Source organism: Thalassotalea castellviae (assembly GCF_031846185.1).
Taxonomy (GTDB): Bacteria; Pseudomonadota; Gammaproteobacteria; order Enterobacterales; family Alteromonadaceae; genus Thalassotalea_H; species Thalassotalea_H castellviae.
The window spans coordinates 222,463-241,382 of the sequence record NZ_JAVRIF010000006.1 but is presented as its reverse complement, the minus strand read 5'-3'; the positions used below and the strand labels follow the sequence as shown (position 1 = coordinate 241,382).

At 38.1% G+C, this 18,920-nt stretch carries 15 protein-coding genes; 11 read left to right on the top strand and 4 right to left on the bottom strand.

Annotated features, from left to right (window positions below):
- The 4 genes from RM573_RS12545 to RM573_RS12530 form a co-directional block, all read left to right on the top strand.
- Positions 1 to 706, top strand: a 706-nt coding sequence (locus RM573_RS12545) for a multiubiquitin domain-containing protein (protein WP_311582502.1), incomplete at its 5' end; no start/stop codon positions are given.
- A gap of 12 nt (positions 707 to 718) precedes the next feature.
- Positions 719 to 919 (top strand): hypothetical protein, encoded by a 201-nt coding sequence (locus tag RM573_RS12540; protein ID WP_311582499.1) that lies wholly within the window; start codon positions 719 to 721, stop codon positions 917 to 919.
- An 18-nt stretch (positions 920 to 937) separates the two neighbouring features.
- A complete protein-coding gene (locus RM573_RS12535) occupies positions 938 to 2,125 on the top strand; it encodes a HesA/MoeB/ThiF family protein (protein WP_311582496.1) in 1,188 nt (395 codons plus the stop codon).
- Positions 2,122 to 2,460, top strand: a complete 339-nt coding sequence (locus RM573_RS12530) for a ubiquitination-like system serine protease family protein (protein ID WP_311582493.1) — start codon at positions 2,122 to 2,124, stop codon at positions 2,458 to 2,460. The genes RM573_RS12535 and RM573_RS12530 overlap by 4 nt, the downstream gene beginning before the upstream one ends.
- Before the next feature lie 113 nt (positions 2,461 to 2,573).
- Here RM573_RS12530 and RM573_RS12525 read toward each other — a convergent pair whose 3' ends face one another.
- The 3 genes from RM573_RS12525 to RM573_RS12515 all read right to left on the bottom strand — a co-directional run bounded on the left by RM573_RS12525 (position 2,574) and on the right by RM573_RS12515 (position 7,680).
- Positions 2,574 to 4,001, bottom strand: coding sequence for a hypothetical protein (locus tag RM573_RS12525; RefSeq protein ID WP_311582490.1), 1,428 nt, complete (start codon positions 3,999 to 4,001; stop codon positions 2,574 to 2,576).
- Positions 4,002 to 4,600: 599 nt separating this feature from the next.
- On the bottom strand, positions 4,601 to 5,959 hold the full coding sequence (locus tag RM573_RS12520; RefSeq protein ID WP_311582488.1) for a DUF1501 domain-containing protein: 1,359 nt from the start codon (positions 5,957 to 5,959) through the stop codon (positions 4,601 to 4,603).
- A 17-nt stretch (positions 5,960 to 5,976) separates the two neighbouring features.
- On the bottom strand, positions 5,977 to 7,680 hold the full coding sequence (locus RM573_RS12515) for a DUF1800 domain-containing protein (protein ID WP_311582485.1): 1,704 nt from the start codon (positions 7,678 to 7,680) through the stop codon (positions 5,977 to 5,979).
- A 334-nt stretch (positions 7,681 to 8,014) separates the two neighbouring features.
- Between RM573_RS12515 and RM573_RS12510 the strand changes: the two genes are divergently transcribed.
- The 3 genes from RM573_RS12510 to chrA all read left to right on the top strand — a co-directional run bounded on the left by RM573_RS12510 (position 8,015) and on the right by chrA (position 12,314).
- Positions 8,015 to 10,348, top strand: a complete 2,334-nt coding sequence (locus RM573_RS12510; protein ID WP_311582482.1) for a TonB-dependent receptor — start codon at positions 8,015 to 8,017, stop codon at positions 10,346 to 10,348.
- Positions 10,349 to 10,390: 42 nt separating this feature from the next.
- Positions 10,391 to 11,071, top strand: coding sequence for a Fe2+-dependent dioxygenase (locus RM573_RS12505; RefSeq protein ID WP_311582479.1), 681 nt, complete (start codon positions 10,391 to 10,393; stop codon positions 11,069 to 11,071).
- A gap of 88 nt (positions 11,072 to 11,159) precedes the next feature.
- The gene (chrA, locus tag RM573_RS12500; protein WP_311582477.1) at positions 11,160 to 12,314 is read left to right on the top strand and encodes a chromate efflux transporter; all 1,155 of its coding nucleotides are present in this window, start codon (positions 11,160 to 11,162) and stop codon (positions 12,312 to 12,314) included.
- 78 nt (positions 12,315 to 12,392) lie between these two features.
- Here chrA and yihA read toward each other — a convergent pair whose 3' ends face one another.
- Positions 12,393 to 13,010: a ribosome biogenesis GTP-binding protein YihA/YsxC gene (yihA, locus tag RM573_RS12495; RefSeq protein WP_311582474.1), complete on the bottom strand. Its 618-nt coding sequence runs from the start codon at positions 13,008 to 13,010 to the stop codon at positions 12,393 to 12,395.
- Between the two features lie 200 nt (positions 13,011 to 13,210).
- On the opposite strand from yihA, the gene RM573_RS12490 reads away from it, so the two are divergent.
- The 4 genes from RM573_RS12490 to RM573_RS12475 all read left to right on the top strand — a co-directional run bounded on the left by RM573_RS12490 (position 13,211) and on the right by RM573_RS12475 (position 18,896).
- Entirely contained in the window at positions 13,211 to 14,473 is a 1,263-nt protein-coding gene (locus RM573_RS12490) for a c-type cytochrome (protein ID WP_311582471.1), read from the top strand.
- Between the two features lie 230 nt (positions 14,474 to 14,703).
- Entirely contained in the window at positions 14,704 to 15,282 is a 579-nt protein-coding gene (locus RM573_RS12485) for a paraquat-inducible protein A (RefSeq protein WP_311582469.1), read from the top strand.
- Positions 15,266 to 15,889 (top strand): paraquat-inducible protein A, encoded by a 624-nt coding sequence (locus RM573_RS12480; RefSeq protein WP_311582466.1) that lies wholly within the window; start codon positions 15,266 to 15,268, stop codon positions 15,887 to 15,889. Before RM573_RS12485 ends, RM573_RS12480 begins: the two co-directional genes overlap by 17 nt.
- Entirely contained in the window at positions 15,879 to 18,896 is a 3,018-nt protein-coding gene (locus RM573_RS12475) for a PqiB family protein (protein WP_311582463.1), read from the top strand. The genes RM573_RS12480 and RM573_RS12475 overlap by 11 nt, the downstream gene beginning before the upstream one ends.
- The last annotated feature ends 24 nt before the right edge of the window (positions 18,897 to 18,920 follow it).

The window sequence follows — 18,920 nt, the reverse complement described above, 5'->3', positions numbered from 1 at the left end:
AGTCACTAAATCTGAAAATGATTCAGATATACCTGACTTAGAGGAGTGTGCTTGCAATGGCACTCCAACAGAAAAACATCAAAAGTATAAAATCAAAATCGATAAACAGAAATACAAAGTAGAATGTCCGCGATTGACTGGCAAAGAGATACTCGAAATTGCTGGGTATGATGAAAGTCGGTATCTATATCAAAAGTTTGCCAATGGAGAGCGTAGACAAATTGATTTGAACGAGAAAGTTGATTTTACTGAACCGGGTATAGAACGCTTTCATACTATGCGATGTGAACATCAAGAGGGTTATGTAAATCAAAGGAAGGACTTTCAACTTCCGCAGGATGATGTTGATTTCTTGAATTCCCTTCAGCTGAAATGGGAATGTGTAACTGAAGCAAATATAAAGCGAGTTATTATCTATGGTTTTAGCTTGCCTGAAGGCTTCAACGTTAGTGAAGTTGATGTTAATTTTCGTATTAGTGATAGCTACCCTGCGTCACAAATCGACATGGCTTACTTTTTCCCTGTAATTCAAAGAAATGATGGAAAGCCTATCAGGGCCATTACTAATGACCAATTTGCTGGTAAATCATGGCAACGATGGTCAAGGCATCGTACCCATCAAAACCCATGGGAGCCGGGCGTTGATTGTATCGCAACTCATGTAGCCTATATTAGCTCATGGTTTATCAAAGAACTTGAGAAATAAAGGGAGGATTACATGAATACTCACTTTAAACTATCGGGTAAAAGCTTACTTAAGCTAAAAAGTGCACTATTTTCTGGTGATGGGAAAGAGGCAGTTGCTATAGTTCTATGTGGGCATGTTTCCAATGATGAGCAAGTAACACTACTTGCTCATCAAGTGATGCCGCTAACTGACGATTCATACTCTATTCAAAATAGTGATTTTGTTCGTTGAAAAACAGATGAACTTAAAATGATTCTGGAACGAGCAGAGAGAGACAACCTTTCAATTGTTAAGTTTCATTGTCACCCTTCAGGTTACGAAAAGTTTTCGGATATAGATGATGAATCAGACAAAGCATTATTCCCAAGCATATATAACTGGCTTAATAATGACATTCCTTGCTTGTCCGCCATTTTGTTGCCTAACGACAAAATAGTCATCAGGCATGTTGATGATACTGGTAAGTTTCTACCTGCATCAGCAACAGTCATAGGAGATGAAGTAGTTTACCATTCTTCTACTCAAGAAGAATCTGTGCCATATGAAGAGTTCGAGAAGCGTAATCTTCAAACTTTTGGCTCTGCGACTAGAAATATACTAAGCAATATGAAGGTAGCTGTTATCGGATGTTCAGGCACTGGCTCACCAGTGATCGAGCAATTAAATAGATTAGGCGTAGGGACGTTAATCAATATTGATCCTGATGTGGTAGAGCTAAAAAACCTTAATCGAATAACTAATACCAAAATTTCAGATGCGCATGCAGAAAGGTATAAAGTAGATGCAATTGCTGATGCATTGAATGCTATAGGACTGCCACCTAGAGTAATATCAATCTCAAAATCGATATACGATCCAGAGGTAATAAAACAAATTGCAACATGCGATTTTATTTTTGGATGCGTGGATTCTGCGGAAGCACGTGTATTGATGTCTCGGATATCTAATTTCTATTTAATACCATATATAGATATTGGCATTTGCTTAGATGCTGATGGTAATGGAGGTGTCAACAATATCAGCGGGAAGGTATCTTACTTTCAGCCGGGTAAATCAGATCACCTTTCACGTAAATCAGTTTTACTTAGTACTTTAGAAGCCGAGACTTTAAAACGTGTAAGCCCTGTCGAGTATAAAAATCTTCTCGATGAAGGCTACATAAAGGGTGTTGTTGAAAATAGTCCGGCAATAATTCCTGTTAATACTTATGCCTCTAGCATCGCTGTATTGGAGTTTTTAGCTAGAATTCATGACTATCGCAATGAACCTAATAGTGACTTCGCTCAACAAACATTTTGCTTGGTGAATAATTTCTTTGAACATAAAAAAGAATCTGATTTTGCTGAGTCCAAAATGTCCGATAAGTACGAGGGAAGAGGTGATTTGCCACTTCTATTAGACATGCCGATTTTCTCTCCAATTCAGGAGGTGGCATGATGCTAAATTGGTTTGCTAAATTAGCACAAAAACTTCGAGGTTTTTTTGGAGCAACGTACATTCTTCAATATGTTGAAGACGAACCAATAAAGCTGACCAACAACACTATATATGTTGTAGGTGATCAAGACTTTCCTGCAATTGCGACTTTCAATTGTCCATGTGGCTGTATGCAGGCTATTCAACTAAACCTTATTCCAACTAAAAATAAACCTAGTTGGTCCATCGATAACTTGGGTGGCATGCCAACCATTGCCCCCTCAGTTTGGCGTAAAGTTGGATGCAGAAGTCACTTCTTTATTCGTGCAGGCAAAGTGGTTTGGGCTAAGTCTTAGTAAAGCAGTAAACCAACTCTTGATTTATTTATATCTTGAGTTGGTTTAACTTTTTATGCTTCTACAGTGGTTGAATTGATAATAACGCAATTGCCTTTTCTTCTTTATTCCAATTACCCTCTTTTAAAACGCCACCTAATAGCTAGTGCTGAAAGTGCAATACAAATCAGGGATACTATGCTCTGTGCTATAGCTAGATACATAATTGGATGAGTTTGCACCTCTTTGTCTAATAGCGGAGTTAAGTTCCTTACAGACCAGAATGGCAATGTCATTTGCTTAGTTGAAAAGTGCATTGATTTTGACAGTAGTTCGTAATCAATTGGCAAATTAACTGATATTTCTGGTGACATTATTAATGCATAAAGCAATGTAAAAAACATCATTGTTGCAAACAATATAACTAAAGGCTTTATTGCATTGTTTCCGAAGTCAGATATCAAGCCATAGAAATATCTAAACCAGTTTCTATTACCAGATTCATTTTCCTTTTTTAAGATAGATTTTTGTTCTAAATAGAAAAATTCACCTTCTAGCTCCCGGTTCCTTTGCTCTTCCATCTGCAATCGAAGTGCTCTAAATGCGGCAATACTGCTATCAGAGCCACACAGAGAAAAGTATTCGGAATTTGGAAAGATGCTTCCATGAGGTAGTTCCGAATTATAAAACTCAGGCGGTGTGTTAAAATGCGTTTGAGAAAAGTCTATTGAGTTATGGATTATACGACCATGAAAATAAGACTTATCTATATGACTATTCTTTATGGTTATAACATTAACTTTTCTATCTTGCTCTTCTTTTATATTGCCGATAAAAAAATTGAAACATTTACCTAAATTAGAAGAGCTAGCAGTAATGCTTCGGACAGTAACATTTTCTATATCAATATAGGTTTCACTAAAATTTGCATTTTCGAATATCAAATCAAGAACGTAGTCTTGCTTTATTTCTAAAAGATAACACTTATTTTTTGAATCATTATTTATATTAATATTCTTGAAAGTTATCTTATCAAGTTCGGCACCAGCCAGCCTTACTTGTGATGATTTAAAAGTAACATTTTCGAAATAAGCCCAAGATCTCTCATCATCAGCTCTTTCAATCGGAAAATAGTCTAATTTTGATTCAATAACAGAATTCTTTACTTCTATACTTATATTGATGTTACTTATGAATAGGTTGTGAATATAGGAATCTAATACTTCAACAGTTTGGCTAATGATGCGACTCAATATATTGAGCCTTACTTCATCATAAGGAGTATCTACTAATACCGAGTTTTTTATATAAACAGCTCTAAAGGAGGATTTTTCTATTTTGATACCGTTGTAACTTTCAAAAGTACAATCTTCTATAGTTAACGTAGCCCCACGAGATACACCATAAATTTTAAGTCCTTCTCGTATGGTACAATTCTTTATTGTTATGTGCTTCGCATTGGAATCAGGTACAACTTCGTATGTATTTAGGATCAATGAATCTAAAATCACACTGGAATTATCGTCTAGCTTTTTAATCTCTTTAATAATGCGAGAACTCATGTTTCGCCAATCCTTTGCATTTACAAATACATCTATATTTAAAGTATTTTTTAGATTGTAGAATACACTCTTAACCTATTGATAACAATTGACTATAGCGTCTGAATTTTATCGAGATGAAGAGCTTCATTTAGTTTAAAGCCTAAAACTATTTGAGTCGTAACGTAGTAAACTATCGTTTAGATCTAACCTCTATGTAATGAGAGCCATAGCTATGTTGTTAGCTTTTTGAAAAAAATTGTACAAGCTTTCAAAGCAAGCAGAAATATAAAATAACTCAAATTTTAAGGTGCTATGAAAGTAGCTTTGAGTTAGCCCTTTAAAAATAAGGCTTTAAATTCTCGCAAAATGAAAAAATACTCGCGCCCAATGAATCTAACCATACACACTTATTATTATCAAATTCAGTAAATTTAAAAAAATTAGAGTAAAGGCTTTACTTTTATAGAGCAGTTGCTCTATACTACGTTTGTTCCTAGCGAACGCCTGTTGTAATAATTTGATATTCTAGCTTTCCCCAAAGCTACACAGCCGAAGATTTTATCTTCGGCTTTTTTTTTGCCCAAAATTCCACTCCATAATTAACAAGCGTTAAACAATTAAATAGATTGTAAAAAATTTATATTGTGTTGATCAAAACGAGACAAGGTTGGGAACACTTGAGCAACTTCAGCATCGGTTAAACCAAACCATTTTGCTAATTGCGCTCCGTATTCTTCACTTGAAGTGGTAGGGATCATTCGTCCATCTCCCAAATCGTTTTGGCTATTTAAAGCAAGCTCTGGCATTTCACCATAAAGTTTACCGCCATTAACTGCGCCGCCCATGACTAACTGATGTCCTCCCCATCCGTGATCCGTTCCATCGCCATTACTGGTTAACGTTCTACCAAAGTCAGAAGCCGTGAATGTAGTAACAAACTCAGATAAGCCAAGTTCGTTTATCGCCTCATTAAAACGATGTAAAGCAAGGCTTAAGGTATTTAATAACCTAGGGTGATCTAACAACTGGCGATCATGAGTATCCCAACCGCCAAAGCCAATAAAAAATACCTGTCGCTTCATCCCTAATGCTTCTCTAGCTGCGATCAATTTGGTGGTCATTTCTAATTCTTGCGATAATGAATCTGCCTCAAAAGTCGTTGATAATATCGGTAAACTGTCTAGCGCTTGGTTTACCTGTAATGCATTGGTACGTGCTGTCGACATGATCTTTTTATAAGAATTACCTAGCACATGATTATCAAGGGCGATAAGTTGGTCAAATAACGCTATTCGCTGACTGTTCCAATTATGTTGGGGATTTAACGCTTCAAACATTGGTGCGCCATCAGCAGTCATCGAATAGGGTTGTACAATATTGCCCGTTTGCATGACATTATTGCCTGCCAATGAAATATTCATCGACAAACTATTGGAGGAAGTGTCAGTGAGTAAGTCGGCCATTCGGCCTGCCCAACCTGATAATTCATTAATATTGGAACCAGCAGTTTCCCATAATTTTTGTTGATCGTTATGTGAAAATAATTGTGGAGGTAATAACGCGCTGCCATTTTCTATATTTGCTTTGCTCGTCGGCTCAACTAAAGGACCAACATTATTAATAAATGCCAAACGACCTTGGTGAAATAATTCACTGACCGGACTCATATAATCGGGAACACCCAATGAATAAGGTAATAACGAGCTAGTGGAAAGCGGAATTAAGCTTTCTTGGGCAATCGCGAGGTTTTGTCTTACGCCAGCATAGGTTTGATAGTCACTATTTTCAGTGGGAATTAACATGTTATACGAGTCATTACCGCCATATAAAAATATGCACACTAAGGCTTTATACCCTTCTAGTGGCGTAGCTTTAGCTGATGCATTAATCATAGCTAATTGTTGTCCAACCGCTGAGTAACTTGATAATCCAATCCCTGAAGCGAGTATCGACTTTAAAAAATGACGTTTATTCATGGTCTGTTTCCTTGTCGTTATCGCTGAATGGCATATTGTGGCGCAGACATTATAAGAAAAACGATATTTGCAATTTTGCTTTCAATATCTTGTTGATCATTTTCTTCAAATACATTCACTAATAACGTGATAGCTTGCTCATTTAACGCTCCCGCTGTTAACACAATGTTTAAATGTTCGAGTAAAGCTTGGGCACCTTCTTGCTCTGCAAGGGTAACTTCAGGGGTAAAATCTAAATAAAGTTCGTCTTCTTCAGAAATATCAGTATTTTCAATATCGCCAGAAAAATGCCGCCATAAACCATACCAAGCAAAAAAGTTAATGGTATTGGTCATGGTTGATTCTGTGGCAATTTGAAGTTCAGGCGCAACCAAACCGTAACTTGAATTTAATTCGATAGGACTATAATCGGGTCGGTAAAAATTAAACACCGACGGTGAGGCTAATGGGGCTTGACCGAAAAAATAATCTGGCCAACTAAAATCAATGCGATCACTTAGATACGTTAGATTGAAGGCACGCCACATATGTGTTGCACGAATAATGGGCTCTCGCACTTTTCCAAAGGTTTGCTCGGCTGTTTCGTGTCCGGATCTCGCTTCTTCGTCTAATAATATCGCTTTTACGACCGCGGCTAAATCACCTCGTTCGCCATAGCCGTTATCAATAAATACACTCGCGATTCTTGCGACATAAGCTGGCGTTGGGTTACTGGTGATCAGTTTTTGAATTAATTGTTTAGCAATAAAAGGGGGAACATTACTATGATTAGCCAGGGCATCAAGGGCATCAGACAAGCCTTTTTCCGGTGTTTGATTGGCAGGTAGCAACACGCCAGAAAATAATGACTTAGCTTCTGTGTCATGAAAGCTAGTGACTGCATCCATGGGGTCAATTAAATTAAAATTTTGCCACCATCGATACCAAGTGCTTTCTGTGGTGCCGTTAAAATTCCAACCCGTAAAAACATGTGCAAAGCCTTTAATTACCACTTGATCATAAGTAGGAATAGGCTGGCCTGAATTATCAAGTTTTTCGCTACCGTCGATATTCAGTTCAACTAAACCCACTGAAAATAATTGCATCACCTCTCGAGCATAGTTTTCATCCGGGCGTATATTACGTTCAATGTCAGGCTTTTCATTACCTAACATACTTAAATACACGCCCATTGCAGGAGACAAAGTGATTTCTTCAAGTAAATGCCGATACGAACTAAAAGCATTTTTTACTAAGATATCGTAATAATTCGCCAATGCTTGTGGTGAATCAAACAGCACACCATTGTATTCTGAAACAACAAATATTTCGCTTAATGCAAAGGCTACGCGTTGTCGTAATTGATCTTCTCCGTATAAGGTATTTTGCCACCATGCAGAAATACGATAGGTTCGCCAAAAATCTTCATTTTCAATAAATGGCTCAACTAAAGGGTAATGTAAGCTAGGGGTTAAGCTAAGTTGCTCATCAAGCCATGCTTCATCTCCACGAGCTATTAAGTACTCAATATCTTTTATTGTGGCACCAAAAGTAGCTTGATTAAGTAAGCGTGCTGCTTGAATTTTTTGCTGGTATGGTTCAACAGGCTCAGGCGTTGGCGGGTTTGTCGTGGTCGGTGGATTATCGGCAACAGGAGGTGTTGTCATTGTATTGTTTGCAGAGTCTCCGCCACAAGCAACTAACAAAACAATTGAAAACAAAAATATGGATGATCTCACCATCACGAAATCCAGTTAAAGAAGTGCAACCCGTTCAATTTTTAGCCTAGGCAGCCTTATAGGCTAAGTCAAATAGATTGGCGATAATCTTATCTGTTTATCCATTTTTCAATAAATAAACCGCTTCACAGCAATACCAGCCAAAAGAGTTAGTACCGTTAGACCAAGCGAATAAAATCGCTCATCACTAGTGTCGTTATAATATTTCGCACTAATAAAGACAAAAAAACACAACAAACGAATGTAAATGATATTAGTTATCATTTGTATTACTTGTTTTCTTTCGCTAAAATCTCCTTCTCTTTTACACGTTCTCAAAAATAGAAAAATCAACGACATGAAAATAGACACTCAAAAAAATAGATTAGCCTTAGGTGCACAAGCTGTTGCAGCGGCACTCGCTATTGGCAGTACGTCAATTCATGCAGCGGAAAATACCGATGCTTGTGAAAAAAACTCAACGACTAGCTGTCATCCAAAAAAAATTAATCAATCAGACGAAGCAATAGAACGCATTGCTGTGCACGGCGTTAAAAGTTCGGTTTATTTACACGAATCGTCAGGGGACATACGTCGAGTAGCTGACTTAGTGGATACCCCACAAGTTATAACTGTATTGACACAAGACCAAATTTTGGAAGCCGGTAAAACCGACCTTAAAGATATTTTAGCTGCTCAAGCAGGTGTTACTTTAGGTACAGGTGAAAATGGTAACGCATTTGGTGACCGTTATATTATTCGTGGGCACGAAGCTCGTAGTGATATATTTGTTGATGGTTTAAGAGACCCAGGTATGACTACGCGTGAAAGTTTTGCCACTGAACGTGTTGAAATAACCAAAGGGCCAAGCTCAACATTCGCAGGTCGCGGCTCATCTGGTGGTGCGGTAAATAGTGTCACTAAAAAAGCATCGGTTGCCTATAATTTAGGGCGTGTTGAAGCAGGTTTAGGTACTGATGAATTTTCACGTATTACGGTAGATTATAATTTACCGCTTTCAGATATCTCTGCGATCCGAATCAATGCATTAAAGTCAGATAAAGACAAGCCTGGCCGTGAAGGCATTTCAAGCGAAAGAACGGGCTTACAAATATCTGGCGTATATTTACCCACTTCAAAACTATCATTTACTGTCGATGGCTATTTCTTAGACGCCACTGACGTACCTGATTTAGGTAGTTATTTCGATAGCGCTACTCGTAAACCTGTTGATGATATTCCTGTTTATGCTCAAGAGTCTGACTTTTTATCTTCTGAAGTTAAAACCCTAACATTGCGCACAGAGTATGAAGTGAATGATTATGTCACTTTATATAATGCAACTCGTATTGGTGAAACAGAAAACGGCTACATCACCACAGGCGCGAGAGGTACTGTAAGAGCAGACTCAGATCCTGATGCACCGGGTGCTGCGACAGTCAGTTTAAGTACTCATCAAGGTAACCAAAATGTTGATTATAAGAGCACTCAATTTAATTTATTTTTAAATACTGATTTATTGGGCTTTGAAAACAACTTTGTATTTGGTCTTGAGTTTACCGATGAAAATGTAGAAAACGGTGTTTACGATATTACCTACAACAACCCAACAAACTGTGTAACTTCAGGCCGAAGAGGTGATAGTAATAGCTACTGTATTATCGACGCTTCAGGAGGCACCGTTGATAATATTAGTCAATTAATGGGTAGAACTTTTGTTGATGACTATGATGACGCTTCAATGAATATTGAAACGATTTCTGCATATATGATGGACACGGTGCATTTAACTGAGCAACTTGATCTTTATTATGGCATTCGCGTAGATAACTTCGATTATAGTAACGATACATTAAGTCGAGGCACTGAAACGGCATATGAATATTCTGACACTATGTATAATGGTAATATAGGTTTAATTTATGATCTGTCTGACAATGTTAATATTTATGCTAACTACAGTACCGCAACTAACATTAATGGTGGTGAATCTGATTTAGGTGCTAGCTGCGGCTATGGTGGTGTATGTGGTACCGCAACTCAAGTACCTGATTCCGATCCTGAGCGTGTTGAAAACTTAGAGTTAGGCACGAAATTTATGGCGTTCGACGATAAGTTCATGTTTACAGCCTCTATTTTCCAAATTACCAAAAGTGATGTAATGGAAAGTGTTGGTGAAGATGATTACGCCGCACTTGGCACACTAAATACGGGCGAAAACAAAGTTAAAGGTATTGAGGTGGGTTTTGTTGGTGATATTACAGACGCATTAAGTGTGCAATTTTCTGCCACATCAATGGATGCTGAAGTTATTGATTCAATTAACGAAAATAACATAGGCTTAACCTTAAGTAACTTTGCAGAAGACAGTGTCTATTTACAAGTTAGATATGAAATTAATGACGCGTTAGTTATTGGTGGCGATTATGCTTATCAAAGTGAAATGTACGCTGGCCAGCCAGATACAGCCGCGGGTTATGACAGTGAAAATAATCGTTACAGTATTGTGGTGCCTGATTACCAAGTCGTGAATTTATTTGCGAATTATTATGCAACAGATGCATTAACTTTTAGATTAAACATTGGTAACGCATTTGATGAAACATACTATACAGCAGCATACCGTAGTGGTGCATTTATGTATTTAGGTAATGCTAATAATACTAAGCTAACTGCAACGTACGAATTTTAGTACTAGCCTAAAAGTCATTAGCAAAAGAAATAAGAGTAAAGCATGATTGTTATTGAAAAAATATTATCGGAAGAAGAAGTAACTCATTATCGACAACAACTGTCAAAGTGCCCTTGGGGTGACGGCGGTAAAACGGCAATGGGCATGGCTGCTTCGGTAAAAAATAACAATCAAGCCGATTCAAGTGATACAAAAGTGAGCCAATTAGCGAATCAACTACTATCGCGCATTGGTGAAACGCCAAAACTTGTTTCGGCCGCTTTACCTCATAAAATATTTCCACCTTGTTTCAATCGTTACAGTGAAACTGAAGAGTATGGCTATCATGTTGATGCTGCCGTAATGAGGATCCCTAATACAGCTGATGTACTCCGAAGCGATGTGTCGATGACTACTTTTCTAAGTGAGCCTGAAGAATATGAAGGCGGTGAATTAATCATTTCAACGGAATTTGGTCAGCAACAAATAAAATTACCTGCGGGATATGCAGTCGTTTATCCATCAAGTAGCTTACATAAAGTAACCGCCGTTACCCGTGGCCAAAGAGTGGCAGCGATCACTTGGATGCAAAGCATGATTTCAGAGACAAGTATTCGACAAAACTTATACCAGTTAGATCAAACGATTCAAAATTTAATTAAAGAAAACAACACATCACGAGCAGAATTAGATAATTTACATAACGTTTACCATAACCTAATCCGTCAATTTGCAAAGTTGTAATGTCATAATCAAGGTGTATGATCGGGCTTTAACTGAATAAAGTGATACCTCACTTTTGTTTTGATAACTGTTTAACTTTACCGAACCTATGAATACTTATTTTGACATCTTCAAACAATTCTTACTGCTAGGCGTTATCAGTTTTGGCGGACCTGCTGCTCATATTGGTTACTTTCACCATAAATTTGTGCATAAATTACAGTGGATTTCACAAGAAAAATACGGCCAAATCGTAGCACTGAGCCAATTTTTACCCGGTCCGGGATCAAGCCAAGTTGGTTTTGCCTTGGGCTATCACAAAGCAGGCATTGTTGGCGCTTTTCTCGCTTTCATAGCTTTCACACTACCTTCAGTTATATTAATGATAGCGCTTGCTCAGTTAAGTAACCAACTCACTGATAACAGTTATTTTTATGGTATTACTCATGGTTTAAAATTACTTGCTGTTGTTGTAGTCACTGATGCCGTAGTGACCATGTTTCGCAGTTTTTGCCGATCGAAATTGACCAAAAGCTTAGCGGTATTCACTGCGATTACATTATTGGTATTTTCAAATTTATTGATGCAATTGGCCGTGTTAGTGATAGCAGGCGTGATTGGCATAAAATATTTAACCCATTCAGCGTTAGAAAGCCACTCGGTAAAATCAACATTTTCTTGGTGGCCATTCGTTCTCTTTATAGCGCTATTAATCCTGTTGAGCGCCTTAGCTTCACAATCAGTTCATTGGCAACTTGCGGCTGATTTTTATCAAGCTGGCAGTATGGTTTTTGGCGGCGGACATGTGGTTTTACCCTTATTACAAAATTTATTGGACGGACAGCTTACAACCGATACTTTTTTAACAGGATACGCTGCCGCACAAGCTGTACCAGGCCCAATGTTTACTTTAGCGACTTTTCTGGGGTTTCATCTATCACCTGACGCGCCTTATACCGGAGCCATTATTGCTACCTTTAGCATTTTCTTACCGGGTTTTTTATTAATGTTAACCCTGTTAAAGCATTGGCAGAATTTAGCGCAATCACCTAAATTGATGGGGGCGATGCAAGGCATTAATGCCGCCGTGGTTGGTCTATTGGCAAGCGCGCTGTATTTTCCTGTCTTTACGTCATCAGTTCTCAATGCGCTTGACATGGCCGTTGTAGTATTGGGTTTTTATTGTTTAAAACAATTAAAGGTGCCAATTGTCGGGCTCGTTATTGGCTTTAGTTTGCTAGGGATATTATTAAATTTAGCTTAGCTGAATTACTGGTTATAAATATTGCCGGTATTTATGGCGAGGTAAGGCTAAATAATGCTTACACTTACCCCGTTCTACTTATTCGCTCGCCGACGTTGATAACCAATCACAAATGATTTTGTTAGCTTGCTCGGCTCCTGTTCTTTTCAATGACGAGAATGCCTGCACTTTAATATCAGCATTTAAAGGTGCTAGATTTTTCTTCACTTTCAAAACTTCGGCGCTGGCTTTACCTTGCGATAATTTATCTGATTTAGTTAATAACGCCAAAACAGGCAAATTGCTTTCGGCCGCCCATTCAATTAAGTTTCGGTCTAAATCTTTTAACGGATGACGAATATCCATTAACACAACCAGTCCTTTTAAACTGTCACGTTTTTCTAGATATTCACCTAGTGCTTTTTGCCACTTCTTTTTCATTTCTAAGGGCACTTTTGCAAAACCATAACCCGGTAAATCAACCAGTCGTTGCGTGTCGCTTACTTCAAAAACGTTAATTAATTGTGTACGACCGGGTGTTTTACTGGTGCGTGCTAAACTTTTTTGATTCGTTAAGGTATTTAATGCACTAGATTTACCTGCATTTGAACGGCCAGCAAAGGCTACTTCAATGCCTGTGTCTTCAGGGAGTCGGCGGATATCGGGCGCACTAATAGTAAAAGTAGCTTTAGAAAGGTGGACAGCAGCGTTAGACAAAATAACTTCCAGAACAAAATATTTAAAAAGTAATTATATCTCTTTTTATAAAATAATAATTAAAACCTTGCATTTTTTAATGTTTTTTTTCTTCATTCGCTTAATTATTATCAGCTTTCGTGTAAAATGCCGCGGTAAATTTACTCATTTAAGCAATGCTTGGCTACAATTAATCAAGTCATTAACACAGAGAGTCCCTTATGAAAAAAGTCTTTTTCTCAATTATCATCGGGTTAAGTATGTTAGCGCATGCTAATGCGTTTGAAGGCGATGCCAAAGCCGGTAAAACTAAAGCAGCCACATGTGCGGGTTGTCATGGTACTAATGGTATTGGAATTATGGGTTCTTATCCGAATATTGCAGGACAACATGCGGATTACATCGTTAAACAATTGAAAGCATTTAAGGCAGGGACGGATCGAAGTGATCCTGTCATGTCGCCAATGGCTGCCGCGTTATCTGAGCAAGACATGGCAGACGTTGCTGCTTATTTTGCCAGTTTCGGTCGCGATGGCTCTGCACCAGCTGGCGCAGAAACAGCTGCAACAGATAATGACGCGGCAGCAACACCAGCACAAGTAAAAAGAGCACCCGCAAAGGCAGCATACGTTGCAAATGCAGCCTCAGGAAAGGCCTTGTATGAACATGGCGATACTACTCGAGGAATAACAGCCTGTATCGACTGTCATGGTAAAGAAGGCAATAGCCAAGTATTAATTAACCCTAATTTATCTGCACAACATCCTGAATATATTGAAAAGCAATTAAAAGCGTTTAAAGCAGAAACTCGTCATAATGCCTCTATGAACCAAATTTCAGGTAACTTATCTGACGAAGATATTGCTAATTTAGGCGCTTACTTTAAAGACCCTGCTGCCGTGGGCGAAGTAAAAGCTTCAGCCGCCAAAGTGGTCGTAAAGTCATTTACTGGCGATGTAGCTGAAGGAAAAATAAAAGCGGCGACTTGTGCTGCCTGTCATGGTGCTGACGGTAATGCATTGGTGGCTATGTACCCATCTTTAGCGGGACAGAGTGAAGCATACTTAGTAAAACAAATTACTGACTTTAAAACAGGTACTCGTCAAGATCCGGTTATGGCGGGTATGGTTGCCGCGTTATCAGCCGATGACATTCAAAATATTTCAGCTTATTTTGCTTCACAAACGTTAAATCCAGCCATTGCTGAATCAAACGAGCGAGGCAAAAGTTTATACCTAAGCGGTAATGCCAAAACTGGTATCACAGCATGTGTTGCTTGTCATTCAATCAGTGGTAAAGGCATGGACAAAGCGGGTTTTCCTGCGGTTGCCGGTCAAAGTGCAACGTACTTAAAGTCTCAACTTGAGAAATTCCGCACGAAAGCACGTACGAACGATACAAACAGTATGATGCAAAATATTGCCTTAAAGTTAACTAAGAAAGATATTGAAGCTGTGGCAAACTATATGGCTTCATTAAAATAATTTTCATTTTCACCTTTAGCGCGATTGATGTTAGTAATGTAATTAACTAATTCGTGCTTCTTCGATAAAAAGCAGCGTAATGGCTGCTTTTTTATTGAGTTAAATTCATCATTTTATTGGCGAATGTCTTCCAATCTCTTACACTAAAATTAATCTCCATTATAAATACACGTTTTTTGAGTACTTTAAACAATAAAAATGAACTAATTGCTTGTAAACATTGTGACTCTTTGGCATCTGTACCGATACTAAACTCGGGTGAATCGGCTTTATGCCCCTGCTGTGGACGAACACTTTACTCTCGAAAAGTAGACTCGGTTAATCGAACATTAGCAGTATCACTAGCAGGGTTAATGTTATTGGTGCCTGCCTTCACTACGCCTATTATTGGCGTTAGTGTTGCGGGTAAATATAACGATGCCACCTTAATTGATTGCATTATGTTAATGATCAATGCAGATTTTTATATTATCGCTTTTTGTGTTTTTCTGTTTGCAATCGCGATTCCTAGTATCAGAATTTTTTCAGCTTTTTATCTTTCATACAAAATAAAATGTAAGCAACTAGGTCCGTCATTACTGACTTTTTATCGCTCGTATCATCTTTTTGATAGTTGGACTATGGTGCATGTGTTTTTTCTTGGCGTGATAGTTTCTATGTATAAACTCATTACTCTAGATGAATTAAGTGTTGGGAGCGGCTTGATCAGCTTATTGTTATTACTCTTTTGTTCAACCTTAATTAGTATCACTTTAGATCAACGGCTAATTTGGGATTTATTGGAGGAAGAACTTGAATCACAAAGCTAAAGCCTTAGGACTTGGCAGTTGCCCTTGTTGCCAAAAAATCAACAAAATGACCGCGAAAAGGCAGCGCTGTATTCGGTGTCATCAAGTATTTAGTCAACGTAAAGAATTTAGCGTGCAATACACATTGGCTTGGACTCTCGCCGCTATCGTCATGTTTATTCCAGCAAATGTTTACCCTATGATGGTATTTTATACGTTAGGTAAACCAGAACAGTCGACCATTATCGAAGGTATAGCTTCATTTATACAACAAGGACTATATCCTATTGCTTTTATTATTTTTCTTGCTAGTTTTATCATACCGTTAGGCAAAATAATTGGCTTACTGATTTTACTTTATAATACAAAAAACTATTCAAAAATCTCAAAAAGAAAACAAACACAGATGTACCATTTAATTGCCTCATTAGGTCCGTGGTCTATGCTTGACGTGTTTGTTGTTGTGGTAATGGCAGCTGTCGTAAATTTTGGTTTTTTTACCTCTATTGAAGCAGGGGTAGGTATTACATACTTTACCTTAATGGTTATTTTCACTATTTTTGCCGCTGAAAGCTTCGACCCTAGGTTATTGTGGGATATAGAAAGAAGGAAAAACCATGACAGATAAGCAAGTCGACACACACCCGGCTGCCTATATAACAAGAAAAAAAGGCATCTCTGCCATTTGGATTGTGCCTATTATCGCGTTAATTTTTGGCGCATGGTTAATTATTAAAACGGTGTCGGAACGGGGCACATTTATTACGGTTCAATTTGACAATGCCAGCGGAATTGTCGTTGGCAAAACCGAAGTGCGTTATAAAGGTTTACCGACAGGTATCGTTACTGGGCTGGAAGTCTCTGAAGATTTAAAAAGTGTCATTGTTGAAATTGAAATGGTGGCCAGTGCTAAACACATGTTAACCGACAAAACGCTATTTTGGGCGGTAGCGGCGGATATTTCCTTTCAAGGAATTTCTGGGTTGGAAACTATTTTATCTGGTAATTACATTAATATTCAGCCGGATTTTGAAGGGAAAGGAGAAGCCCAAAAGCAGTTTATTGCACTCAGTGAGCCACCAAGGCTCAGTGACACGACACCAGGCTTACATATTAATTTACTCGCCGATAAACTTGGCTCTATTGGACGAAATTCACCGGTTAGTTATAAACAGATTAGCGTTGGTCATGTTTCTGGCTATCATTTTGATAATCAAACGAACAAAGTAAATATAAGCGTTTTTATTGAACCAGAGTACGCACATTTAGTGAAAGAAAATTCACGCTTTTGGAATGCCAGTGGCTTTGAGGTGTCTGGTTCAATCACTTCTGGGATGCAAGTTAAAACAGAATCTTTAGCGTCGATAGTGGCAGGTGGTATTGCATTTTCTGATGCAAAATTCGTTACACCGTTACCCCAAGCCAAAAATGGCCAGAACTACCCTTTATTTTCAAGTTTTCAAACCGCAGAAATGGGTCATGAAATTATATTAACCCTGCCGTGGGATGCGAATATAGAACAAGACGCTAGTATTGTTTATCAAGGATTAACCCTTGGTTATATCGAGTCTTTCTCTACGATAGATCCACAGACACGAACCATTACTGCCGTAGCAAAAATTAATCCCAGAGCAACGCCCTATTTAACGGATCAAACCCAGTTTTATGTGGTCTCGCCCAAATTAAGCTTAGATGGCAATAGCCCTATAAATGGCTTTATTAAAGGCGCTCATATTGGTTTACAACCTTCTTTGAAAGGTCAGCCTCAACATCAATTTATGGTGTTAAATAAAAAACCACCCTATAGCTACGATGAACCAGGGCTGCATTTAGTATTACAAGCCAGTCATATCAATTCGTTGTCAGTCGGCACAGGTATTTTTTATAATCAGCAAAAAGTTGGTTCAGTACAGGCGATTGAAAATAAAGCAGGTAGTACATTTGATGTACATATTTATATTCAAGAAAAGTTTCAATCTCTGATCAATAGCAAAAGTCATTTTTGGCATATTAGTGGCGTAAAAGTAAAAGGCGGCATCCAGCAATTTGAAGTACAAGCCAACTCACTTCAATCTATTTTAACCGGAGGAATCGCATTTGACATGCCAGACACTTCCGAGAATATTGCTGTGCATAACGGTGACAAATTTACGTTATTTAACAACCAAGAAACCGCAACGCAACGCGCTACTTTTCAATTGAAAACACACTCAGCAAAAGGCTTAACTACCCAAACCCGAATAATGTATAAAGGTGAAGTTGTTGGCTCCATTCATCAAATACAACGCCAAAAAAATCAAGTTACGTTAACAGCAGGTTTATTTTCAGAATTTGACTTTTTATTAAAAGAACAATCTCAGTTTTGGTTAGTTAAGGCAGAGCTTTCGCTGAGTGGCTTAAGTGATACCAATGCTTTATTTGGTGGAAACTATATTAATGTCAATGCGGGTTTAGGGGAAAGCAGTCAAACTTTTGAATTAGCCATTACACCTCCAATAAAGCATATAAGCGCTACAGGATTGCAACTGGCTTTACATACACAGAATGGCTCAGCGGTTCAATCTGGTAGCCCGATCAGTTATCGAGGTATGTATATTGGCGAAATCGACCATGTTTCTTTTGCTCCAAATGCAAAAGGCTTAATAATAAACATCACTATCGATGAAGAATATCGGCATTTAATTACACCTTTTAGCCGTTTTTACAACGCTAGTGGCTTAACAGTAACAGGTGGGTTGACTAATTTTACCGTTAAAACTGAATCTGCTGATACGCTAATACGTGGTGGCATTAGTCTTTATAATCCAGCAATCATCCCAGAAGATGATCGTGTACAAGAAGGTGCAAGCTTTACTTTATTTGATCATGTTCAACAAGCAGAGATGGCAAGCACTGCGATTAAAATACATTTTAATGATGCAGCAGGCTTAACGGAAAATTTAGCCATAAAATACCAAGGACAAGACATAGGTTTGGTTACTCGTGTTGAACTAGACCAAAAAAATTATGGCGCTATTGCCTATGCACTGTTAAATGATAAAGGTAAAAAGTTTGCAAGAGAAGGCAGCCAGTTTTGGTTAGCCAATACCGCGATTAATTTATCTGGAGAAAATGATGTTAATGCCATTTTAGAAGGATATTATATTAGTGTACTCCCCGGAGATGGTAAGCAATCACAAACCTTTCAAGCACCTGATTTTGAACCTGTAGTGACTCAATTACCTTATGGCTTAAACCTCAAATTAACCGCCAACGCTCTTGGTTCAATTCGTGTTGGCAATCCTATTTTGTATCGACAAGTAAAAGTAGGCAAAGTCATTGGAGTTGGGTTATCTTCGACGGCAGATAAAGTGAATGTTTACATTAATATTGCACAACGATATCGTACACTTGTTACTACGCAAAGTAAGTTTTGGAATACCAGCGGAGTGAAAATAGATGCTGGATTATTTTCGGGCGTAAATATTGACTCTGAATCCGTTGAAACACTATTAACTGGGGGCATTGCATTCGCGACTCCAGAATTAACAAGCGATAAAAATAACTTACCCATTAAGCAACACCATGAATTTACACTTCATAATGAACGACAAAAACATTGGCTCAATTGGGCCCCAAAAATATTATTAAAATAGCGTCAAAAACATAATAAAAAAAAG